15 protein-coding genes and 1 pseudogene are annotated in these 17,281 nt (G+C 73.1%); 3 read left to right on the top strand and 13 right to left on the bottom strand.

What is annotated here, in order from left to right:
* Nucleotides 1-365: 365 nt before the first annotated feature.
* The 7 genes from pheT to infC form a co-directional block, all read right to left on the bottom strand.
* On the bottom strand, nucleotides 366-2,876 hold the full coding sequence (gene pheT, locus ACFYY1_RS21650; RefSeq protein WP_388587826.1) for a phenylalanine--tRNA ligase subunit beta: 2,511 nt from the start codon (nucleotides 2,874-2,876) through the stop codon (nucleotides 366-368).
* Nucleotides 2,876-4,003 (bottom strand): phenylalanine--tRNA ligase subunit alpha, encoded by a 1,128-nt coding sequence (pheS, locus tag ACFYY1_RS21645; protein WP_388587824.1) that lies wholly within the window; start codon nucleotides 4,001-4,003, stop codon nucleotides 2,876-2,878. Before pheS ends, pheT begins: the two co-directional genes overlap by 1 nt.
* Nucleotides 4,004-4,149: 146 nt before the next feature.
* Complete coding sequence (locus tag ACFYY1_RS21640; RefSeq protein ID WP_388587821.1) at nucleotides 4,150-5,310, bottom strand: ATP-binding protein; 1,161 nt, start codon at nucleotides 5,308-5,310, stop codon at nucleotides 4,150-4,152.
* 89 nt (nucleotides 5,311-5,399) lie between these two features.
* Entirely contained in the window at nucleotides 5,400-6,230 is an 831-nt protein-coding gene (locus tag ACFYY1_RS21635) for an RNA methyltransferase (protein ID WP_266736009.1), read from the bottom strand.
* A gap of 121 nt (nucleotides 6,231-6,351) precedes the next feature.
* Nucleotides 6,352-6,735, bottom strand: a complete 384-nt coding sequence (rplT, locus tag ACFYY1_RS21630; protein WP_072484442.1) for a 50S ribosomal protein L20 — start codon at nucleotides 6,733-6,735, stop codon at nucleotides 6,352-6,354.
* Between the two features lie 113 nt (nucleotides 6,736-6,848).
* Nucleotides 6,849-7,043: a 50S ribosomal protein L35 gene (rpmI, locus tag ACFYY1_RS21625; protein ID WP_072484441.1), complete on the bottom strand. Its 195-nt coding sequence runs from the start codon at nucleotides 7,041-7,043 to the stop codon at nucleotides 6,849-6,851.
* 120 nt (nucleotides 7,044-7,163) lie between these two features.
* Nucleotides 7,164-7,862, bottom strand: a complete 699-nt coding sequence (gene infC / locus ACFYY1_RS21620) for a translation initiation factor IF-3 (RefSeq protein ID WP_266736011.1) — start codon at nucleotides 7,860-7,862, stop codon at nucleotides 7,164-7,166.
* Between the two features lie 346 nt (nucleotides 7,863-8,208).
* Here infC and ACFYY1_RS21615 point away from each other — a divergent pair, with 346 nt between their 5' ends.
* Nucleotides 8,209-8,571, top strand: a complete 363-nt coding sequence (locus ACFYY1_RS21615) for a DUF1844 domain-containing protein (RefSeq protein ID WP_388587818.1) — start codon at nucleotides 8,209-8,211, stop codon at nucleotides 8,569-8,571.
* A gap of 81 nt (nucleotides 8,572-8,652) precedes the next feature.
* Here ACFYY1_RS21615 and ACFYY1_RS21610 read toward each other — a convergent pair whose 3' ends face one another.
* The 3 genes from ACFYY1_RS21610 to ACFYY1_RS21600 form a co-directional block, all read right to left on the bottom strand.
* Nucleotides 8,653-9,381: an SseB family protein gene (locus ACFYY1_RS21610; protein WP_388587815.1), complete on the bottom strand. Its 729-nt coding sequence runs from the start codon at nucleotides 9,379-9,381 to the stop codon at nucleotides 8,653-8,655.
* Nucleotides 9,382-9,455: 74 nt separating this feature from the next.
* Nucleotides 9,456-10,652, bottom strand: a complete 1,197-nt coding sequence (mycP, locus tag ACFYY1_RS21605) for a type VII secretion-associated serine protease mycosin (protein WP_388587812.1) — start codon at nucleotides 10,650-10,652, stop codon at nucleotides 9,456-9,458.
* Nucleotides 10,649-11,587 (bottom strand): hypothetical protein, encoded by a 939-nt coding sequence (locus ACFYY1_RS21600; protein WP_388587810.1) that lies wholly within the window; start codon nucleotides 11,585-11,587, stop codon nucleotides 10,649-10,651. Before ACFYY1_RS21600 ends, mycP begins: the two co-directional genes overlap by 4 nt.
* Before the next feature lie 508 nt (nucleotides 11,588-12,095).
* Here ACFYY1_RS21600 and ACFYY1_RS21595 point away from each other — a divergent pair.
* Nucleotides 12,096-13,298 carry an amino acid deaminase/aldolase gene (locus tag ACFYY1_RS21595; protein ID WP_388587807.1) on the top strand — a complete coding sequence of 401 codons (1,203 nt, stop codon included), beginning with the start codon at nucleotides 12,096-12,098 and terminating at the stop codon, nucleotides 13,296-13,298.
* Between the two features lie 24 nt (nucleotides 13,299-13,322).
* On the opposite strand, the gene ACFYY1_RS21590 is transcribed toward ACFYY1_RS21595, so the two are convergent.
* The gene (locus ACFYY1_RS21590; protein ID WP_388587805.1) at nucleotides 13,323-14,297 is read right to left on the bottom strand and encodes a DUF2510 domain-containing protein; all 975 of its coding nucleotides are present in this window, start codon (nucleotides 14,295-14,297) and stop codon (nucleotides 13,323-13,325) included.
* A 176-nt stretch (nucleotides 14,298-14,473) separates the two neighbouring features.
* Here ACFYY1_RS21590 and ACFYY1_RS21585 point away from each other — a divergent pair, with 176 nt between their 5' ends.
* Nucleotides 14,474-15,169, top strand: coding sequence for a FadR/GntR family transcriptional regulator (locus tag ACFYY1_RS21585; RefSeq protein ID WP_388588113.1), 696 nt, complete (start codon nucleotides 14,474-14,476; stop codon nucleotides 15,167-15,169).
* 96 nt (nucleotides 15,170-15,265) lie between these two features.
* On the opposite strand, the pseudogene ACFYY1_RS21580 reads toward ACFYY1_RS21585, so the two are convergent.
* A pseudogene (locus ACFYY1_RS21580) lies at nucleotides 15,266-16,221 on the bottom strand (phosphotransferase).
* An 85-nt stretch (nucleotides 16,222-16,306) separates the two neighbouring features.
* On the bottom strand, nucleotides 16,307-17,230 hold the full coding sequence (locus ACFYY1_RS21575; RefSeq protein ID WP_388587803.1) for a LysR family transcriptional regulator: 924 nt from the start codon (nucleotides 17,228-17,230) through the stop codon (nucleotides 16,307-16,309).
* Between the last annotated feature and the right edge of the window lie 51 nt (nucleotides 17,231-17,281).

The raw sequence follows: 17,281 nt of genomic DNA, 5'->3' as shown, positions 1-17,281 counted from the left end.
CGGGGTGTGAACGCAATGCCCGAACCGTCCCGCTGCGCACCCTGTTGCACCGGTCCGCGGATGGGTTGAATCAGTCGTCTCGCAAGAGGCGGACGGGTCGTCTGCTCCCCCTCGTACAGTACGACGACCCGCAACCGCGCCGTCCGCTCTGCCGACCTGCCCGACACTCCGTGGCAGCGCGGACGGCGCCGGACCGCACGGCCCACTGCCCACGGATCGGAGGGTGGCTGCGGGATCGGCACGGAGCCGGGTTCCCCCGGGCCGTGCCGGGGCCCGCGTGCGGTCCACGCCGTTCGGCGAGCATGGCAGGAGGGGCGCATCCGGTCACCGGATGCGCCCCTCCTCGCCTTTTGTACGGGCGACCGCTACGCGCCGCGCAGCACCGCGCCCGTCCGCTCGGCGGCCAGGGCCACCGCCGCGTCGCGCGCGGCCGAGGCCTCGTCCACGGTCAGCGTGCGGTCCGCCGCGCGGAAGCGCAGCGCGTACGCGAGCGACTTGCGGCCCGCACCGATCTGCTCACCGGTGAAGACGTCGAACAGCCGCACCGATTCGAGCAGTTCGCCCGCGCCCTCGTGCAGCGCCCGCTCCACGTCGGCGGCCGGGACGTTCTCCGCGACGATCAGCGCGACGTCCTGGGTCGCCACCGGGAAGGTGGAGATCCGGGGCGCCTGGAGCGCGCCGTCGACGGCCTGCTCCAGGACGTCGAGCTCGACCTCCATGGCGCAGGTCCGCTCGGGCAGGTGGAGGTCCTTGACGACCCGCGGGTGCAGCTCACCGGCGTGACCGAACAGGGTCTCCTCGCCGTTCACCGTGACGTACAGCGCGGCGCAGCGGCCCGGGTGCCACGGCGCGTGCCGGTCACTGCGCACGGTCACCTCGACACCGGCCTCGTGGGCGATGGTGCGGGCGGCCTCGATGGCGTCCGCCCAGTCGGCCGGGCGGCCCTTGCCCCACCAGCCGGCCTGCTCACGGGCGCCCGCGAGGACGACCGCGGCGCGGCGCGGCTGACGCGGCAGCGAGGCGTCGAGCCCGGCGATCTCCTCGGCGGTGGGACGGCGGTCGACGGGCAGCCGGACGGCCTTGGTCTCGTTGCCGGTCGGCCGGAAGACCAGGCCGGTCTCGAAGAGCGCGAGGTCGTGGCTGCCGCGGCCGTCGTTGCGCCGCAGTGCGCCGAGCAGGCCCGGCAGCAGCGTGGTGCGCAGCGCCGGCTCCTCGTCGGAGAGCGGGTTGACGAGCTTGACGGTGCGGCGGCGGGCGTCCTCGGCGTCGAGCCCGAGCTGGTCGAGCGCGGCCTCGCCGATGAACGGGTAGTTCAGCGCCTCGACGTAGCCGGCGCCGGCGAGCGCCCGGCCGACCCTGCGGTACAGCCGCTGGCGGTCGGTGAGCCCGCGGCCGGACGGCGGGGTCGGGAGGGTGGACGGGAGGTTCTCGTACCCCTCCAGGCGGATGACCTCCTCGGCGAGGTCGTTCGGCTCGCTGAGGTCGGGGCGCCAGGACGGCACGGTGACGATCAGCTCGTCCTGCCCGTAGACGTCGCAGCCGACCTCCTGGAGGCGGCGCACGACGGTCTCGCGGCCGTACTCGACGCCGGCCACCCGGTCGGGGTGGTTCGCGGGCATCGCGATGGTGCGGGGCGCCGACGGTGCGCTGACCTCGGTGACCCCGGCCTCGGCGGTGCCGCCGGCGAGCAGCACCAGCAGGTCGACGGTGCGCTGTGCGGCGGCCGCGGCGGCCTGCGGGTCGGATCCGCGCTCGAAGCGCTTGGACGCCTCGGAGGACAGCTTGTGGCGGCGCGCGGTCCGGGCGATCGAGATCGCGTCGAAGTGCGCGGCCTCGATGACGACCTCGGCGCTGTGGTGCTCGCCGTCGACGTCCGCGATCTCGGTGTTGGCACCGCCCATGACGCCCGCGAGGCCGATCGGCCCGCGGTTGTCCGTGATGACCAGGTCCTCGGCGTCCAGGACGCGGACCGTGCCGTCGAGGGTGGTGAGCTTCTCGCCCTGCTGGGCGCGGCGCACCCCGATCGGCCCGTCGACACGGGTGCGGTCGTAGGCGTGCAGCGGCTGGCCGAGTTCGAGCATCACGTAGTTGGTGATGTCGACGGCGAGCGAGATCGGGCGCATCCCGGCCTTCTGCAGGCGGCGCTGCAGCCAGATCGGGGAGCGGGCCTCGGGCTGGAGACCGACCACGGTGCGCGCGGTGAACTTGTCGCAGCCGATCGGGTCGGCGACCTTGACCGGGTAGCCGTACGCGTTCGGCGCGGGCACGTCCAGGAGCGCCGGGTCGCGCAGCGGCAGCCCGTACGCGATGGCGGTCTCGCGGGCGACGCCGCGCATGGAGAGGCAGTAGCCGCGGTCGGGCGTGACGGCGATGTCCAGGACCTCGTCGACGAGCTGGAGCAGCTCGATCGCGTCGGTGCCCACCTCGTGCTCCGGCGGCAGCACGATGATGCCGTGCGTGCCGTCGTCGCCCATGCCCAGCTCGTCGGTGGAGCAGATCATGCCGTGCGAGGTCTTGCCGTACGTCTTGCGGGCGGCGATCGCGAAGTCACCGGGCAGCACGGCGCCCGGGAGGACCACGACGACCTTGTCGCCGACGGAGAAGTTACGGGCGCCGCAGACGATCTCCTGCGGCTCGCCGGTGCCGTTGGCGCTGCCGACGTCGACCGTGCAGAAGCGGATGGGCTTCTTGAAGCCCTCCAGCTCCTCGATGGTCAGTACCTGTCCGACGACCAGCGGGCCCTTGAGGCCGGCGCCGATCTGCTCGACGGTCTCGACCTCCAGACCCACGGCGACGAGCTTGGCCTGTACGTCACGGCCGGTCTCCGTCGCCGGCAGGTCGACGTACTCCCGCAGCCAGGAAAGCGGGACGCGCATCAGATCTCCATCCCGAACGGCCGGGTGAAACGGACGTCACCCTCGACCATGTCTCGCATGTCTTCTACGTTGTGGCGGAACATCAGCATCCGTTCGATACCGAACCCGAAGGCGAATCCGCTGTACTTGTCGGGGTCGACGCCGCAGGCGATGAGCACCTTGGGGTTGACCATGCCGCAGCCGCCGAGCTCGATCCAGCCCTCGCTGCCGCAGGTGCGGCAGGGGCGGTCCGGGTTGCCGACGGACGCGCCGCGGCAGACGTAGCAGACCATGTCCATCTCGGCGGACGGCTCGGTGAACGGGAAGAAGTTGGGCCGCAGCCGGGTCTTCATGTCCGGGCCGAAGAGCGCCTGGACCATGTGGTCGAGGGTGCCCTTGAGGTCGGCCATGGTGAGGCCCTCGTCGACGGCCAGCAGCTCGATCTGGTGGAAGACCGGGGTGTGCGTCGCGTCGAGCTCGTCGGTGCGGTAGACGCGGCCGGGGCAGACGACGTAGACCGGCGGTTCCCGGTCGAGCAGGGAGCGGGCCTGGACCGGCGAGGTGTGGGTGCGCAGCACGACCCCGGACTCGTCGTTCCTGGCGCCGTCGGGGCCCTGGACGAAGAAGGTGTCCTGCATCTGCCGGGCCGGGTGGTCGGGCACGAAGTTCAGGGCGTCGAAGTTGAACCACTCCGCCTCGACCTCGGGGCCCTCGGCGACCTCGTAGCCCATGGCCACGAAGACGTCCGCGACGCGGTCCATGATGGTCGTCAGCGGGTGGCGGGCGCCGGCCGGGGTGCGGTCGTAGGGCAGCGTGACGTCCACCGCCTCCTCGACCAGCACGCGGGCGTCCCGCTCGGCCTCCAGCTCCGCCTGGCGGGCGGCGAGGGCCTTGGAGACGGCGCCGCGGGCCTGGCCCACGCGCTTGCCCGCCTCGGCCTTGGCCTGCGGCGGCAGTGCGCCGATCTCGCGGTTGGCGAGCGACAGCGGTGAGGTACCCCCGGTGTGCGCGGTCTTCGCCTGGGCGAGCGCGTCGAGGTCACCGGCGGCGGCGAAGGCGGCGAACGCCTCGTCCCGCATGCGCTCGATCTCTTCCGGTTTCAGTGCCTCGACCTCGACTGGGTCGTACGACTTGTTCGGTGCCGACATCTCTTCCCGTGCTTCCGATTGGCTGATACTGCGCTTACCGGGGAAGGCCCCGGACCCCCATGGCCCCGATCGACGACTGGAGGACGCAAAGGTGCCAAAGGTCGAGTCTAAGGGCCACAGGATGTGTGGGAGGCCCGTGGGCCCGCTCAGACCAGGTAGGCCGGCGTGCTCACGGGCAGGATAAATCGGAATTCCGCGCCGCCGCCGGGGCCGCGGCCGACCGTGATCGTGCCGCCGTGCGCCTCGACGATGCCCTTGACGATGTAGAGGCCCAGGCCCGTGCCGCCGCGCTTGCTCCCCCGCCAGAAGCGGGTGAAGACACGGCCCATCGACTCCTCGGGGATGCCGGGGCCTTCGTCGCTCACGGTGACCGCCGTTCCCTTCTCGTCGCTCTTCGCGGGTGCGGGTGCGACTTCAATGGTGACGGTTCCCTCGCCGTGGCGCACCGCGTTTTCCAGCAGGTTGCCGAGCACCTGGTCGACCTTGTCCGGGTCGGCCCAGACCGCGGGCAGCGGCTGGCAGGTGCGGACGAGGAAGCGGTCGGGGGTCTGGCCGGTCGCGGTGAGGGCCTGGACGTGGCGTTCGACGGCGAGGGAGAGGTCCACCGGCTGGCGGCGCAGCTCCAGGCGTCCGGAGTCGATCCGGGAGATGTCGAGCAGTTCGGCGATGAGCCGGGTGACGCGGCCCGCGTCGGCGTCGACCGTCTCCAGCATCAGCCGCTTCTGGTCGTCGGTGAACCGCTCCCACTTGGCGAGGAGGGTCGCGGTGAAGCCCTTGACGGAGGTCAGCGGGGAGCGCAGCTCATGGGCGACCGTGGCGATCAGCTCGGCGTGGCTGCGTTCGTTGCGGCGGCGGGCCTCGGTGCCGCGCAGCGAGACCACCACCCGGCGCACCGGTCCGGTCGGGTGCTCGCGCACGTAGCGGGCGGAGACCAGGACCTCCCGGCCGCCGGGCAGCAGCAGATTGCGTTCGGGCTGGCCGACCCGGGTGACGAGCCCGCCGTAGGGGTCGGTCAGGGCCCACCAGCGGCGGCCCTTGAGGTCCTCCAGCGGCAGTACGTGCTCCAGGGAGCGGCCGAGGGCGGCGGCCCGGGGCATCGCGGTGATCCGGGCGGCCGCGGCGTTGAAGCAGATGATCCGGCCGGTCCCGTCGGCGACGACCAGGCCGTCGGGCAGGTCGTCGGGATCGATTCCCAGGCCGGCGGCCGCGGGCTCGGGACTCTCGGCCGCGTCGTCCGCCTCGTCGGCGGATTCGGCGCGCACGACGGCGGCGTGTGTCTCGCGCGGCGTGCTCATGCCGACAGCCATATCCCGTACCCCACCTCTCGAACCGGTGCAGTGGGCCCCCGAGTTCGCCACCCTACTAGTCGTCGGTGACGCGGCGACACCCTGCGTCGTCACCGCGGGCGCTGGGCCCTCGCGGAGGCGTACAGGCAGACGGCCGCCGCCGTCGCCAGGTTGAGGCTCTCCGCCTTGCCGTGGATGGGCACCCGCACGACCGCGTCGGCCAGTGCCCGGGTCTCCTCCGGCAGACCCCAGGCCTCGTTGCCGAAGACCCAGGCGGTCGGCCCGCCCATGGTGCCCGCGTCGAGCTCGTCGTCGAGGTCGTCGTCGCCCGCGCCGTCGGCGGCGAGGATGCGTACGCCCGCCGCCCGCAGCCCCTGCACGGCCTGCTCGACCGGGACGCCGACGGCGACCGGCAGGTGGAAGAGCGAACCGACCGAGGCCCGGACGGACTTGGGGTTATACAGGTCCACCGAGGCGTCGGTGAGCACGACGGCGTCGGCGCCCGCCGCGTCGGCGCAGCGCAGCACCGTCCCGGCGTTCCCGGGATCGCGTACGTGGGCGAGGACGGCGACCAGTTTCGGCTTCGCGGCCAGGATCGCGTCGAACGGGGAGTCGAGGAAGCGGCAGACGCCGATCAGGCCCTGCGGGGTGACGGTCTGCGAGACGTCGGCGAGCACGTCGCCGTCGGCGAGGTGCACCCGGGCGCCGGCCGCGTGGGCGGCGGCGACGATGTCGGCGTACCGCTCGGCCGCCTCGACGGTGGCGAACAGCTCGATCAGGGTCGGCTCGCCGTCGCTGCCGCGGTGCTCGGCGGCCTCGCGCACGGCCTGCGGCCCCTCGGCGATGAACCTGCGCTCCTTGCCGCGGAAGTTGCGCTTGGCCAGCCGCCGGGCGGCGGTGACGCGCGGCGATCGCGGGGAGATCAGTTCGGGGGTGCCCATGGTCGGCGGCGAGCCTCTCTGCGTACGGAGGTGGCGGACGTACGGAATGCGTCGTGCAACGCACCGGACCCGCAGACGGCGAGCGCCTGCGGGTCCGGAACGGAAGACAGTGCGACCTGGATCAGGCGGCCTTCGGGGCGTTGACGTCGCTCGGGAGGGCCTTCTGGGCAACCTCGACGAGGGCGGCGAACGCGTTGCTGTCGTTGACCGCGAGCTCGGCCAGGATCTTGCGGTCCACCTCGATGTTGGCGGCCTTCAGACCCTGGATGAGGCGGTTGTACGTCATGCCGTTCTGGCGGGCAGCGGCGTTGATGCGCTGGATCCACAGCTGACGGAAGTCGCCCTTGCGCTTCTTGCGGTCGTTGTAGTTGTAGACGAGGGAGTGGGTGACCTGCTCCTTCGCCTTGCGGTACAGGCGGGAGCGCTGGCCGCGGTAGCCGCTGGCCTGCTCAAGGATTGCCCGGCGCTTCTTGTGAGCGTTTACTGCCCGCTTGACGCGTGCCACTTTTTAACTCCTTGTAGCGGGGCTGGTGTTCGTGGTGTCGACTCACCCAGCCCGGAAACGAATTGGTCCCGGTCTCGAATACGCCGCCCGCGGATTCACCGCGGGCCGCGGACTCACTTGCCGAGAAGCTTCTTGATCTTCTTGGCGTCGGACGGAGCCACTACGACCGTGCCGGTCAGCGAGCGGGTCTTCTTGGACGACTTGTGCTCAAGAAGGTGGCGCTTGCCTGCGCGCTCACGGAGCACCTTGCCGGAGCCGGTGATCTTGAAGCGCTTGCTGGCACCGCTGTGCGTCTTGTTCTTCGGCATCGCGCCGTTCTCTCCTCGTCAGTGGCGCCCCTCGCGGTGCGGGCACCGGGCAGCAGGGGCGTCAGATCTTGGTGGGAATTCCGGGGAGACCCGGGGCCGCCTGGATGGCGGCCCCTGAGGTCAGGCCTCGGAAGGTGTCTCGGCCGGAGCCTCGGGCTGCGCTTCGGCAGCCTCTCCCGCGGCCTCGGCGTCGGGGGTGGAACCCTGACGCCCCGCCTTGCGGGCGGCCTGGGCCTCGCGGGCCTCGGCCATGGCTTCGGTCTTCTTCTTGTGCGGGCCCAGAACCATGATCATGTTCCGGCCGTCCTGCTTCGGGTTGGACTCGATGAAGCCGAGTTCCTCCACGTCCGAAGCCAGACGCTGGAGCAGTCGGAAGCCCAGCTCGGGGCGGGACTGCTCACGACCACGGAACATGATCGTGATCTTGACCTTGTCGCCCTGCTTGAGGAACCGGACGACGTGACCCTTCTTGGTGTCATAGTCGTGCGGGTCGATCTTCGGCCGGAGCTTCATCTCCTTGATGACCGTGTGCGCCTGGTTCTTGCGCGCCTCACGGGCCTTCATGGCCGACTCGTACTTGAACTTCCCGTAGTCCATGAGCTTGCACACGGGCGGACGGGCGGTCGCCGCCACCTCGACCAGGTCGAGGTCGTACTCCTGTGCGAGTTCCAGGGCCTTGGCAAGCGGAACAATCCCGACCTGCTCGCCGCTGGGACCGACAAGTCGCACCTCGGGAACGCGAATCCGGTCGTTGATGCGGGGCTCGGCGCTGATGGATCCTCCTCGGTAGCACCACGCGGCCGCCTGGCGGACAGCCACGTAACGTCTGTTTCGTGAGACCAACCGCACCAGTGCAATAAAAATGCCCCGGACGGGACACAGGCGGGGCTCCTGGAACAACCGGAACCACCGCGGTCAACCGCGGGGCGCATCGGGCGGTCCCATCGTCCGTACGGAACGATGGTCACCGCCTGACCGGATGACCCGCCGTCCCGAAGGGCGGTCAGGTGGGAGATCGGAGCCTCCACTTGTGGGCCGGGTACATAGCTACCCAGCCGGTCATGTGACACCAGGCTAGCAGTTCGGCCACCGCTGCGCTAACTCGCTGTCTCCTCAGCCGCTCCCGCGGACGGGGCGGCAGCGGCGTGGGCCTATCGTATGGCGCATGAGTGACGCGACCCCCACCAGTGATTCCCCCGGCTTCGACGAGATGACCCGCGACATCGCGGAGGTGCCCGCGGTCGAGGTGATCGTGACGGTCGCGGTCAATCTGATGAGCGCCGCCGCCGTGAAGCTCGGGCTGACCGAGGACGGCGACGAGCACAAGGACCTCGACGAGGCCCGCAAGCTGGTGCACGCGCTGGCCGGGCTGCTGGACGCCAGCACCACCGAGATCAGCTCCTTCCACGCGGCCCCGCTGCGGGACGGCCTGAAGTCGCTGCAGCTCGCGTTCCGCGAGGCCTCGCTCGTACCGGACGAGCCCGGCCACGGCCCCGGCGAGAAGTACACCGGCCCCGTCTTCGGCTGAGCCCCCTCCCCGTTCCTGCTCCTGCGACGCAGTCGAGTCCCCTGCCCGGCGGGCAGGGGACTCGACTGCGTCGCGGTGCGATCAGCGCGTGAAGAGCGGCTCGCCCGGTGCGACGGCGTCGGCCGGCAGCAGCGCCAGGTCCAGGCCGCGCACCAGGCGGGCGCGCAGGACCTCGTCGGCCGCCAGCACCTCCGCGACCCGGCGGGCCGCTTCGGCGGGGTCGGTGCCGGGCGCGAGGACCAGGGCGAGGGTGCCGTCGGCCCGGCCGGGCCCGAGGTGGGCGCGGAGCACCGAGGGTTCGGCGGCGACCGCGTCGCGCACCGCCGAGGTGACGGCGGGGTCGTCGAGCGGGTCGGCGCTGGTGCGGCCCTCGGCGAGGGCGAGCAGCGCGGAGCCGGTCAGCTCGAACGCGACCGGGCCGGCGAGATCGAGGACGACCGTGTCCGCCTTCTCGTGCGCGGCGGCCTGGAGCGCCTGGTGCAGGGGTACGGCGACGGGGCGTGCCTGCGGATCCCAGCGGGCCAGTGTGTCGGTCGAGGTGAAGGCGGGCAGGGCCCGGCGGTCCCCGGCCTGGAGGGTGGGGACGGCCATGTCGCTGGTCTTCTCGCGACGCAGCCCGTTCTCGTCCTCCTCCACCTCCCCGAGCACGGCGACGACCGGGACGAGGAGCCGGGCGCCCTTGAGGGCTTCGAGTACCGGGCCGACGGCCTTGCGGTCCTCGGCCCAGGCGGCCAGGGCCGAGGCCAGTGCCGGGTCGGCCGTGCCGTCGTCGTCGGAGTATCCGGGGTCCGGAATGTTCTTCTGCGCCACGGGGCGAGCCTAGTGCCTGGGCAGTGCCGCCCCGCCGACAGGTCCGTACCGTCCCGTCCGTACGGGCCGGACGGTCAGCCGCGTACGGCGCCGAAGCCCCGGCCCCTGCCGCGCCAGAGCACCACCGCCAGGGCCAGCAGAACCGCTCCGAGGCCGCCCGCGCCGGCCGCGAACCAGCCCGCGGCGCCGCTCTCGTGCTGCTCGGGGGTGGGACCGGAGCCGAAGTAGCGCTTGCGGTAGCCGGTCCCGGTGGAGTCGGCGCGCAGTCCGGCGGGGCGGAGCCCGGCGCCGGCCTCGATCGCCGCGGCGGGGTCGACGATGCCGTACCCCCGGGCGTCGTCCCGGCCGGACGCCGGGGCGCCGCGGGCCGTGTCCGCGAGGAGCTTCTTGATCTGGGCGGGCGTCAGCCCCGGGTGCGCGGCGCGGACCAGCGCGACCGCGCCGGAGACGAACGCGGAGGCGGCGGAGGTGCCCCACTCCACGTAGTACTGCCCGTCGGGTGCGGCGACGACGATGTCGACGCCGGGTGCGCTGACGGTGGCGTACCAGCGGCGGGTGGAGAACGCGGCATGGGTGCCGTACCGGTCGACGGCGGCGACCGCGATCACGCCGGGGTAGGCGGCGGGGTACGAGATGTGGTCGCCCTTCTCGCCGCCGTTGCCCGCGGAGGCGACGACGACGGCCCCCTTCTTCAGCGCGTACTGGATGGCGGCGTCCTCGCCCGCGTCGGGGTGCGCGGACTTGCTGTCGTCGCCGAGCGAGAGGTTGATGACGTCGGCGCCGTGGTCGGCGGCCCAGCGGATGCCGTCGGCGAGGGCCGTGCCGCGTGTCTTCCGGGCCTTGGCGCGGGCCGGGTCGGAGGCTTCGAGGATCACCCGGACCGGGAGGATCTTCGCTTCGGGCGCAATGCCGAGCACCCCGTCGCTGCGCCCCGTTCCATGACCGCGACCTGCGATGATGCCTGCCATCGCGGTGCCGTGGCGGGCCCAGGAGCGATCGCCGCGGCCCGCGCCGAAGCCGATCATGTCCTTGCCGGGCAGTACCTGGCCGGACAGATCGGGCAGGTTGCCGTCGACCCCGGTGTCGACGACGGCGACGGTGATTCCCTTGCCCTTGGTGGTCCGCCAGGCCTGGTCGGTGTGGAGGGCCTGGAGACCCCACTGCTGGTCCCGGATGGCATCGGCCCTGGCCGGTACGGCGGGCAGGAGCGCGAACGCGGTGGCGGCGCAGACCGCGCCCAGGGCGCGGTGGCGGCGGGTGCGGCGGCTCATTCCGGTTTCTCCGTGAGGTCGGTGACGGTCCTGCGCAGCCCACGCTCGATCCGGTCGGCGATGCCCTTGGCCTCGTGGCCGAGCCCGGCCTGGGCAGCGGCCGTCGTGGCGTCCGCGGTCATGGCGCTGTCGACGGGCTGCGGGTCGGTGACGGTGCGGCCGTCGGCGAAGCCGGACACGGCGAACACGACGACGGGCACCTCGGTCAGTACGTGGACGGTCCAGCTGGCGCGCTGCCGGTCGCCGAATCCGGCGGCGACGGTCCCCTCGACCGGGTAGGTGCGGGGCATCAGGTCGGTGCGCCGGCCGAGGTTCTGGCCGGTGAAGCGGGCGCTCAGCGCCTTCATCGCCGCCTCGTCGCCCTCGGTGAAGACCACCCCGACCGTGGTGACGCTGCTGGCGGTGGCGTCGGTGTAGGTGGCGCGGAGCATGCGCTCGCAGCCGACCGGGCCGAGGGTCCGGGCCAGCAGCGGGTCCAGGGCCTCCCGGCAGCCGCTGTCCGGGGCCACGGCGATCCGGGTCCAGACCCGGTCGGCGCCGCCGGGGCCCGCTCCGTCACCGGTCAGGGTGCGGGGAAAGAGGGTGTCCACGGGGACGTTGTGCCAGGCGGAGCGGCCCACGGTGTAGGCGCTGCGGGCGGTGGCGTCGGCCGAGGAGTCGCTGGTGAGCCAGGCACCGGTGGCCGCGCCGCCGATCAGTCCGAGCCCGAGCACGACACAGGCAGCGGCGGTCGCGGTCCTGGCGGGGTGCCGGGTACGGATCGGGCGCAGCCGGGTGGTGGTCTCGGCGGGTGTCTCGGGAGGGGGCAGGCGGAACGGCTGCGGATGCGGTTGCAGGTGCGGCTGCTGGTGGGCGGGGGCCGGCCCGCCCGGTGGCGGAACCGCTCCCGGGCGCGGGGTGAGGTCCACGGCGCCGACGGGCCGCCGTCGGGTCACGGCGGGCGGCTGCTCGGGGCGCGGCGGAGCGGTGACGGGCGCGGCTGCGACGGGCGGGACGGGCGCGGGCGGAGCTGCAACGGGCGGGACGGGCGCGGGCGGAGGGACCGTACCCGGCGGGGTGGCAGGCGCGGGGGCCGGGGGCACCGGCCTCAGCCGGGCCGTGGTCTCCACGGGCGGGACCGCGGCGGCGGGCGCAGGTGTGCTCCGGCCCGTCGGGGCGGGCGCGCCCGCGGGGGGCGTCGCGGGGGTCTGCGCCGGGGGCGCGGGGGGTGGGTTCGTGGGGCGGGGCGGGACAGGAGCGCGCTGCGCCTCGGTACTCATCCGCCCCCCTGGTCCCGTTCCGTACCGCGCGCGGATCGACTTCACAGGCAGGCCCGTTGGTTGCCGCGTGCCGTCACTCTACGGGGTGGGACGGCCCCGGTGGGAGCGGGCGGCTCCCCGCCCGGGACGATCTGCGCAGTTCATCCCCCTACCCAGCAGTACGGAGGTCTGGCAAGCTGCGGCCATGACTGCCCGTACCGCTGACCGGACCCGTTACAACCGGGCCACCGCCCATCTGGACGCCCCGATCGCCATAGTCGATCTCGAAGCGTTCGACGCCAATGCCGACGATCTCGTCCGCCGGGCGGCCGGGAAGCCGATCCGGGTGGCGAGCAAGTCGGTGCGCTGCCGGACCCTGTTGGAGCGGGTGCTCGCGCGGCCCGGCTTCGCCGGGATCATGTCGTTCACGCTGGCGGAATCGCTGTGGCTGGCGCGGGCCGGCTTCGAGGACGTACTGCTGGCCTATCCGTCGGCCGACCGGGCCGCCATCGCCGAGCTGGCCGCCGATCCGAAACTGGCCGCCGCGGTGACGCTGATGGTCGACGACCACGCGCAGTTGGAGCTGATCGACGCGGCGCGGGCAGGCGGGCACGAGGAGATCCGGGTCTGTCTGGAGCTGGACACCTCGCTCCAGCTGCTCGGCAGCCGGGTCAGGATCGGCGCCCTGCGTTCGCCGCTGCGCTCCCCCGCCCAACTGGCGGAGCTGGCACGCTCGGTGGCGCGGCGGCCGGGGTTCCGGCTGGTGGGCCTGATGGCGTACGAGGGCCATATCGCCGGGGTCGGGGACTCCGTCGCGGGCAGGCCGCTGCGCTCCCGGGCGGTCCGGCTGATGCAGGCCGCGGGCCGCAGGGAGCTGGCCGTCCGGCGGGCCGAGGTGGTGCGCGCGGTACGGGCGGTGGCGCCGGACCTGGAGTTCGTGAACGGCGGCGGCACGGGCAGTGTGCAGCACACCGCGGCCGAGCGAGCGGTGACCGAGATCGCGGCCGGTTCCGGGCTCTACGTACCGAGGCTGTTCGACAACTACACGTCGTTCACGGCCCGTCCGGCGGCACTGTTCGCCCAGCCCGTGGTGCGCCGGCCCGGTGTGGGGGTGGTGACGGTCCTCGGCGGCGGCTATCCGGCGTCCGGCCCGGCGGGCCCGGACCGGCTGCCCGTCCCGCATCTGCCGGAGGGGCTGCGCTACGACCCGCAGGAGGGGCCCGGCGAGGTGCAGACCCCGCTGCTCGGCGCCCCGGCCGACGATCTGCTGATCGGCGACAAGGTGTGGTTCCGGCACGCGAAGGCCGGTGAACTGTGCGAGCGCTTCGACGCGTTGCAGCTGATCGAGGGCGACCGGGTGACCGCGACGGTGCCGACGTACCGGGGCGAGGGCCGCACGTTCCTCTGAGCAGGAAGGCCGTCCGACGGCAGCTCAGTGCTCGATCGAGCTGCCCGCGCCGCCGCTCGTCGCGCTGTCGCCGATCGGCCGGATCCCCTTGGTGATGGTGTCCATGAGCCGGAGCGGCGGTCCGTCGGGGCCCGCGTCGAAGGCGTAGCGCACGATCACCAGCGACTCGCTGCCGGTCGGGGACGGGAAGACGAGCGACTGCACGTAACCACCGGGCCCCTTGGCCGTGTCGACCCGCCAGCGCAGCTGGTAGCCGGCCCGTCCGGCGACGCTCACGGACCCTGAGTCGAGCACCTTGTGGGAGGTGATGCCGCCGTGGATCCGGTTGCCGACGATGTTCTTCTCGTAGGCGCCGTCGGCGGCGGTGGCGATGTCCTGCTCGGCGAGCTCCTCGGCGGAGGTGATGTCGGTGGCGCTCGCGACGCGGCTGGTGACCGTGCCGTGGTAGCAGAAGTCGGAGGAGCTGCCGGGACAGTCGTAGGAGTCGACGGTACGCATGGTGAGGACCTGGTCGACGGTCCTGGAGGGCTTCTCCCAGCCGTCGGGGATCGGCAGGGTGATGCCGTTGAGCTGGTCGACGAGGATCTTCGGGTCGTCCTCGGCCGGTGAGCCGCTGGGCGACGGGGTGGCCGTGGCGGCGGTGGACGACGGTGCGGAGGCGCTCGGCCCGGCTGCGGGCCGCGTACCGTCGTCGTCCCTGCCGAGCAGGACGGCGCCGGTGACCGCGGCGCCCACGACGACCAGCCCGGCCACGGCGAGCGCGACGACCCGGTTGCTGCTGCGACCGGATGCGGCGGAGCCGTTGCCGGGTACCGTGGCGACCGGCTCGGGCGGGCCGAACGCCTGCGGCGCGGGCGTGACGACCGGCTCGGGCGGGCCGAACGCCTGCGGCGCGGCGGTCGGGCGGGTGTGCGCGGTCCACGCCGTACCGTCCCACCAGCGGTCGGTGCCCGCTGCCGCGGCGTCCGGATACCAGCCGGGCGGTGTCGCGTTGCTCATCCCCACACCTTAGGGTTCGGCCACCGGCACCGACCCGTCGATTGTCGGACTGTCCCACTTCAGCCGAGGACTCAAGCTGTGAAGTTTAAGGTGTGGGGACAAACCATTACTGGCCGGCCGTCGGCCTGAAAGGGGAGCGGGGCGTGGCCGGGGAAAGCGAGTTCGTCGACCGTCTGATGCCGGTCCTGCGGCCCGTCCGGGCGGGGAACGGCTTCGAGGAGGCGCTGGAGCAGATCCTCCAGGTGATCAGGCTCGGGCTGGTGCCGGGCGGCGGCCGGCTGCCGGCCGAGCGCGATCTCGCCGAGTTGCTGGGGATCAGCCGGGTCACCCTGCGCGAGGTGCTGAAGGTCCTTCAGGACCAGGGTCTGGTGGAGAGCAGGCGCGGCCGGTACGGCGGTACGTTCGTGCTGCGGCCCATCGGCAGCCCCGGCGAGGACGAGTTGCGCCGCAGGATCGCGTCCGTCGACATCGAGGACGTGCTGCGCTTCCGCGAGGTGCTGGAGGCCGGGGCGGCCGAGCTGTGCGCCGCGCAGGGGCTCGACGACGAGGGTGCGGAGCGGCTGCGCGCCGCCCTGACGGCGACTCACGAGGCCCCGCTGCACGACTACCGCAGGCGCGACACCCTGCTCCATCTGACCCTGGCCGAACTCTCCGGGTCCGCCTCGCTGACCACGCAGTACGCGGCCGTCCGGGCCACCCTGAACGACCTGCTGGACTGCATACCGCTGCTGGTGCGCAACCTGGAGCATTCGCAGCACCAGCACACCAGCCTCGTCGAGGCGGTCCTCGACGGGGACGGGGAGGCCGCGCGCGCGGTGATGCGCGAACACTGCGCGGGTACGGCCGCGCTGTTGCGCGGGTTCTTGACCTGAGCGGGAAGGACTTGGCGTCCTTCGTCCACTGCGGCCCCGGGCAGGGCGTAAAGGTTTCCGCCTTCACCATTGCGGCTGTACGGCCGTGGGGCCGTCTCAAGCAGCGACGTTCCCGATCCTGCCGCGCAGCCATCGCAGTGCCGCCGCGCCCTGGGCCCCCTGGAAGGCCCGTAGCGTCGGGAGACCCGGCGGGGCCGGTTTCAGGGACCCCGCCACGAAGTAGCCGCTCAGCGCGGCGAGTACCGCCGTCACTCCCGCCGGGTCGGCGTCCCGGCCCAGCGGGTGGGCGGTGAAGACGGCCTCCGGGTCGGGGCCGCCCTGTGCCGCCACGCACGGCAGCATCGTCAGCAGGTCGAACCAGGGGGCGGCGCGCAGCGCGTGCGGCCAGTCGACGAAGACCACCCGGTCGTCGGTGAGCAGGATGTTGTCGGCCCGCAGGTCGCTGTGGGCGAGGCTGTCCCCGGTGGCCGGTTCCGCCCAGCCCGACTCCAGTTCCGCGAGCAGGGCGAGGTTGCGCGCCGCCCACGGGTCGAGGCGGCCGGTGTCCCCGTCGGCCAGCAGGGTGCGCCAGCCGCTGAACATCCTGGCGTTGCGGTCGGCCACCGCGGGGGCGTCGACCGGTGAGGGGGTCAGGGCCGCGCCCAGTTCGCCGACCGCCGTCAGGACCCGGTCCAGCTCGGCGGCGTCCCAGGGGACGCGGGGCTGGCGGCCGTCGATGTCCTGGAGGACGAGGGCGACCCGGGTGCCGTCGTCGTACGAACCGAGCAGCCGGGGCGCGGGATGACGGGCGGGAGCGCCGCGGTGTGGCGGGCCTCGGCGCGGTGCAGGTCCGGGCTGGCGGCGTTCGTCTCGGCGCTCACCGCCTTGACGAAGGCGCGCCGGCCGTCCGCGAGCCGGACGCGGGCGGCGACCCCCGGCGAGAACCCGCCGCTCTGGCTGCGCGCCTCGACGACCCGGCCGCCGAGGATGTCCTCTACGGCGTCACGGACGGGCGAGGGGAGGTCGGCCCAGTGGTGCCGGACACCGGTGGCGGGTGGAGCGATCACGTTCATCCGCGCATTCTTCGTCACCGAGCGGGACGCCCGCCAGCGCTTTCACCGGCGTTTCGCCGCAGCGTGAGGGACCAGGGGCCGGGGCCTAGGCGTCCCGTCCCGTCAGTGACAGCAGGTCGCGGGCCGGGCCCGTGGGGCGGTGGCCCGCGGGCCAGACCGCGCGCAGCTGGCGCCGCAGGCGTACTCCGGCGACCGGGACCTTGACCAGCCGGCGCGAGGACAGTTCCTCGCCGAGCGCCAGTTCGCTCAGGACGCACGGCCCGGCGCCGCTCTCCGCCGCCCCCTTCACCGCGGTCGTGGAGGAGAGTTCGAGCAGCGGCTGGGCGAGGCCGCCGTGCACGGCGAGGGCCGCGTCCAGGACCTGGCGGGTGCCGGAGCCGTGCTCGCGCAGGATCAGCGGGGTCGCGGCCAGTTCCTGCGGGGTGAGAGGGGCCGGGCGGCGGGCCCAGGCATGGGACGGGGCGACCACGACGACGAGGCGGTCGTGGGCGATGACCGTGCCGTCGAGCTCTTCCGGTACGGAGAGGCCCTCCACGAATCCGAGGTCGGCCTCACCGGCCAGGAGCCGGCCCGCCACCGCCGCCGAGTTTCCGGCCAGCAGCGAGACCGCCGTGTCCGGCCGTTCGGCGCGCAGCGCTATCAGCCAGCCGGGCAGCAGGTATTCGGCGATGGTCATGGACGCGGCCACCCGCAGCCTGGAGTCGCGCCGGTCGCGCAGCGCCTGCGCGCCCGCGTCGAACGCCTCGGCCGCCTCGATGATCCGGCGCGCCCAGTCGGTGACCAGCGCGCCCGCGTCGGTGAGCCGGGAGCCGCGCGGTGAGCGGTCCAGCAGGGCCACGCCGAGCTGGCGTTCCATGGACCGGATCCGGCTGCTGGCGGCGGGCTGCGTGACGCCGATGTCACGGGCCGCGCGCCCCAGGCTGCCGTGCCGGGCCACGGCGAGCAGGAGTTCCAGCGCTCCGAGGTCGGGGATGCGGTGGGAGAGGGGGACATGCGCTTCACCGGCCATAAAGCCACCTTATGACCTCATAGAGACGGACTCCCTGGTGGGGCCGGGACC

Origin of the sequence: Streptomyces sp. NPDC001890 (assembly GCF_042891445.1) — a bacterium.
In the GTDB taxonomy this organism is placed as follows: Bacteria; Actinomycetota; Actinomycetes; order Streptomycetales; family Streptomycetaceae; genus Streptomyces.
The sequence above is the reverse complement of the archived record's forward strand: the minus strand, read 5'-3'. Positions and strand labels throughout refer to the sequence as shown.

What these genes read in the sequence shown, in the direction of transcription:
- pheT (WP_388587826.1), bottom strand. Translation starts at nt 2,876, where the DNA reads ATGCGCGTCCCGCTTTCCTGGCTGCGGGAGTACGTCGACCTGCCGGCG.
- ACFYY1_RS21585 (WP_388588113.1), top strand. Translation starts at nt 14,474, where the DNA reads ATGCCGGTCCTGCGGCCCGTCCGGGCGGGGAACGGCTTCGAGGAGGCG.
- ACFYY1_RS21640 (WP_388587821.1), bottom strand. Translation starts at nt 5,310, where the DNA reads ATGGCTGTCGGCATGAGCACGCCGCGCGAGACACACGCCGCCGTCGTG.
- ACFYY1_RS21590 (WP_388587805.1), bottom strand. Translation starts at nt 14,297, where the DNA reads ATGAGCAACGCGACACCGCCCGGCTGGTATCCGGACGCCGCGGCAGCG.
- ACFYY1_RS21575 (WP_388587803.1), bottom strand. Translation starts at nt 17,230, where the DNA reads ATGGCCGGTGAAGCGCATGTCCCCCTCTCCCACCGCATCCCCGACCTC.
- ACFYY1_RS21635 (WP_266736009.1), bottom strand. Translation starts at nt 6,230, where the DNA reads ATGGGCACCCCCGAACTGATCTCCCCGCGATCGCCGCGCGTCACCGCC.
- pheS (WP_388587824.1), bottom strand. Translation starts at nt 4,003, where the DNA reads ATGTCGGCACCGAACAAGTCGTACGACCCAGTCGAGGTCGAGGCACTG.
- ACFYY1_RS21615 (WP_388587818.1), top strand. Translation starts at nt 8,209, where the DNA reads ATGAGTGACGCGACCCCCACCAGTGATTCCCCCGGCTTCGACGAGATG.
- mycP (WP_388587812.1), bottom strand. Translation starts at nt 10,652, where the DNA reads ATGAGCCGCCGCACCCGCCGCCACCGCGCCCTGGGCGCGGTCTGCGCC.
- rpmI (WP_072484441.1), bottom strand. Translation starts at nt 7,043, where the DNA reads ATGCCGAAGAACAAGACGCACAGCGGTGCCAGCAAGCGCTTCAAGATC.
- ACFYY1_RS21595 (WP_388587807.1), top strand. Translation starts at nt 12,096, where the DNA reads ATGACTGCCCGTACCGCTGACCGGACCCGTTACAACCGGGCCACCGCC.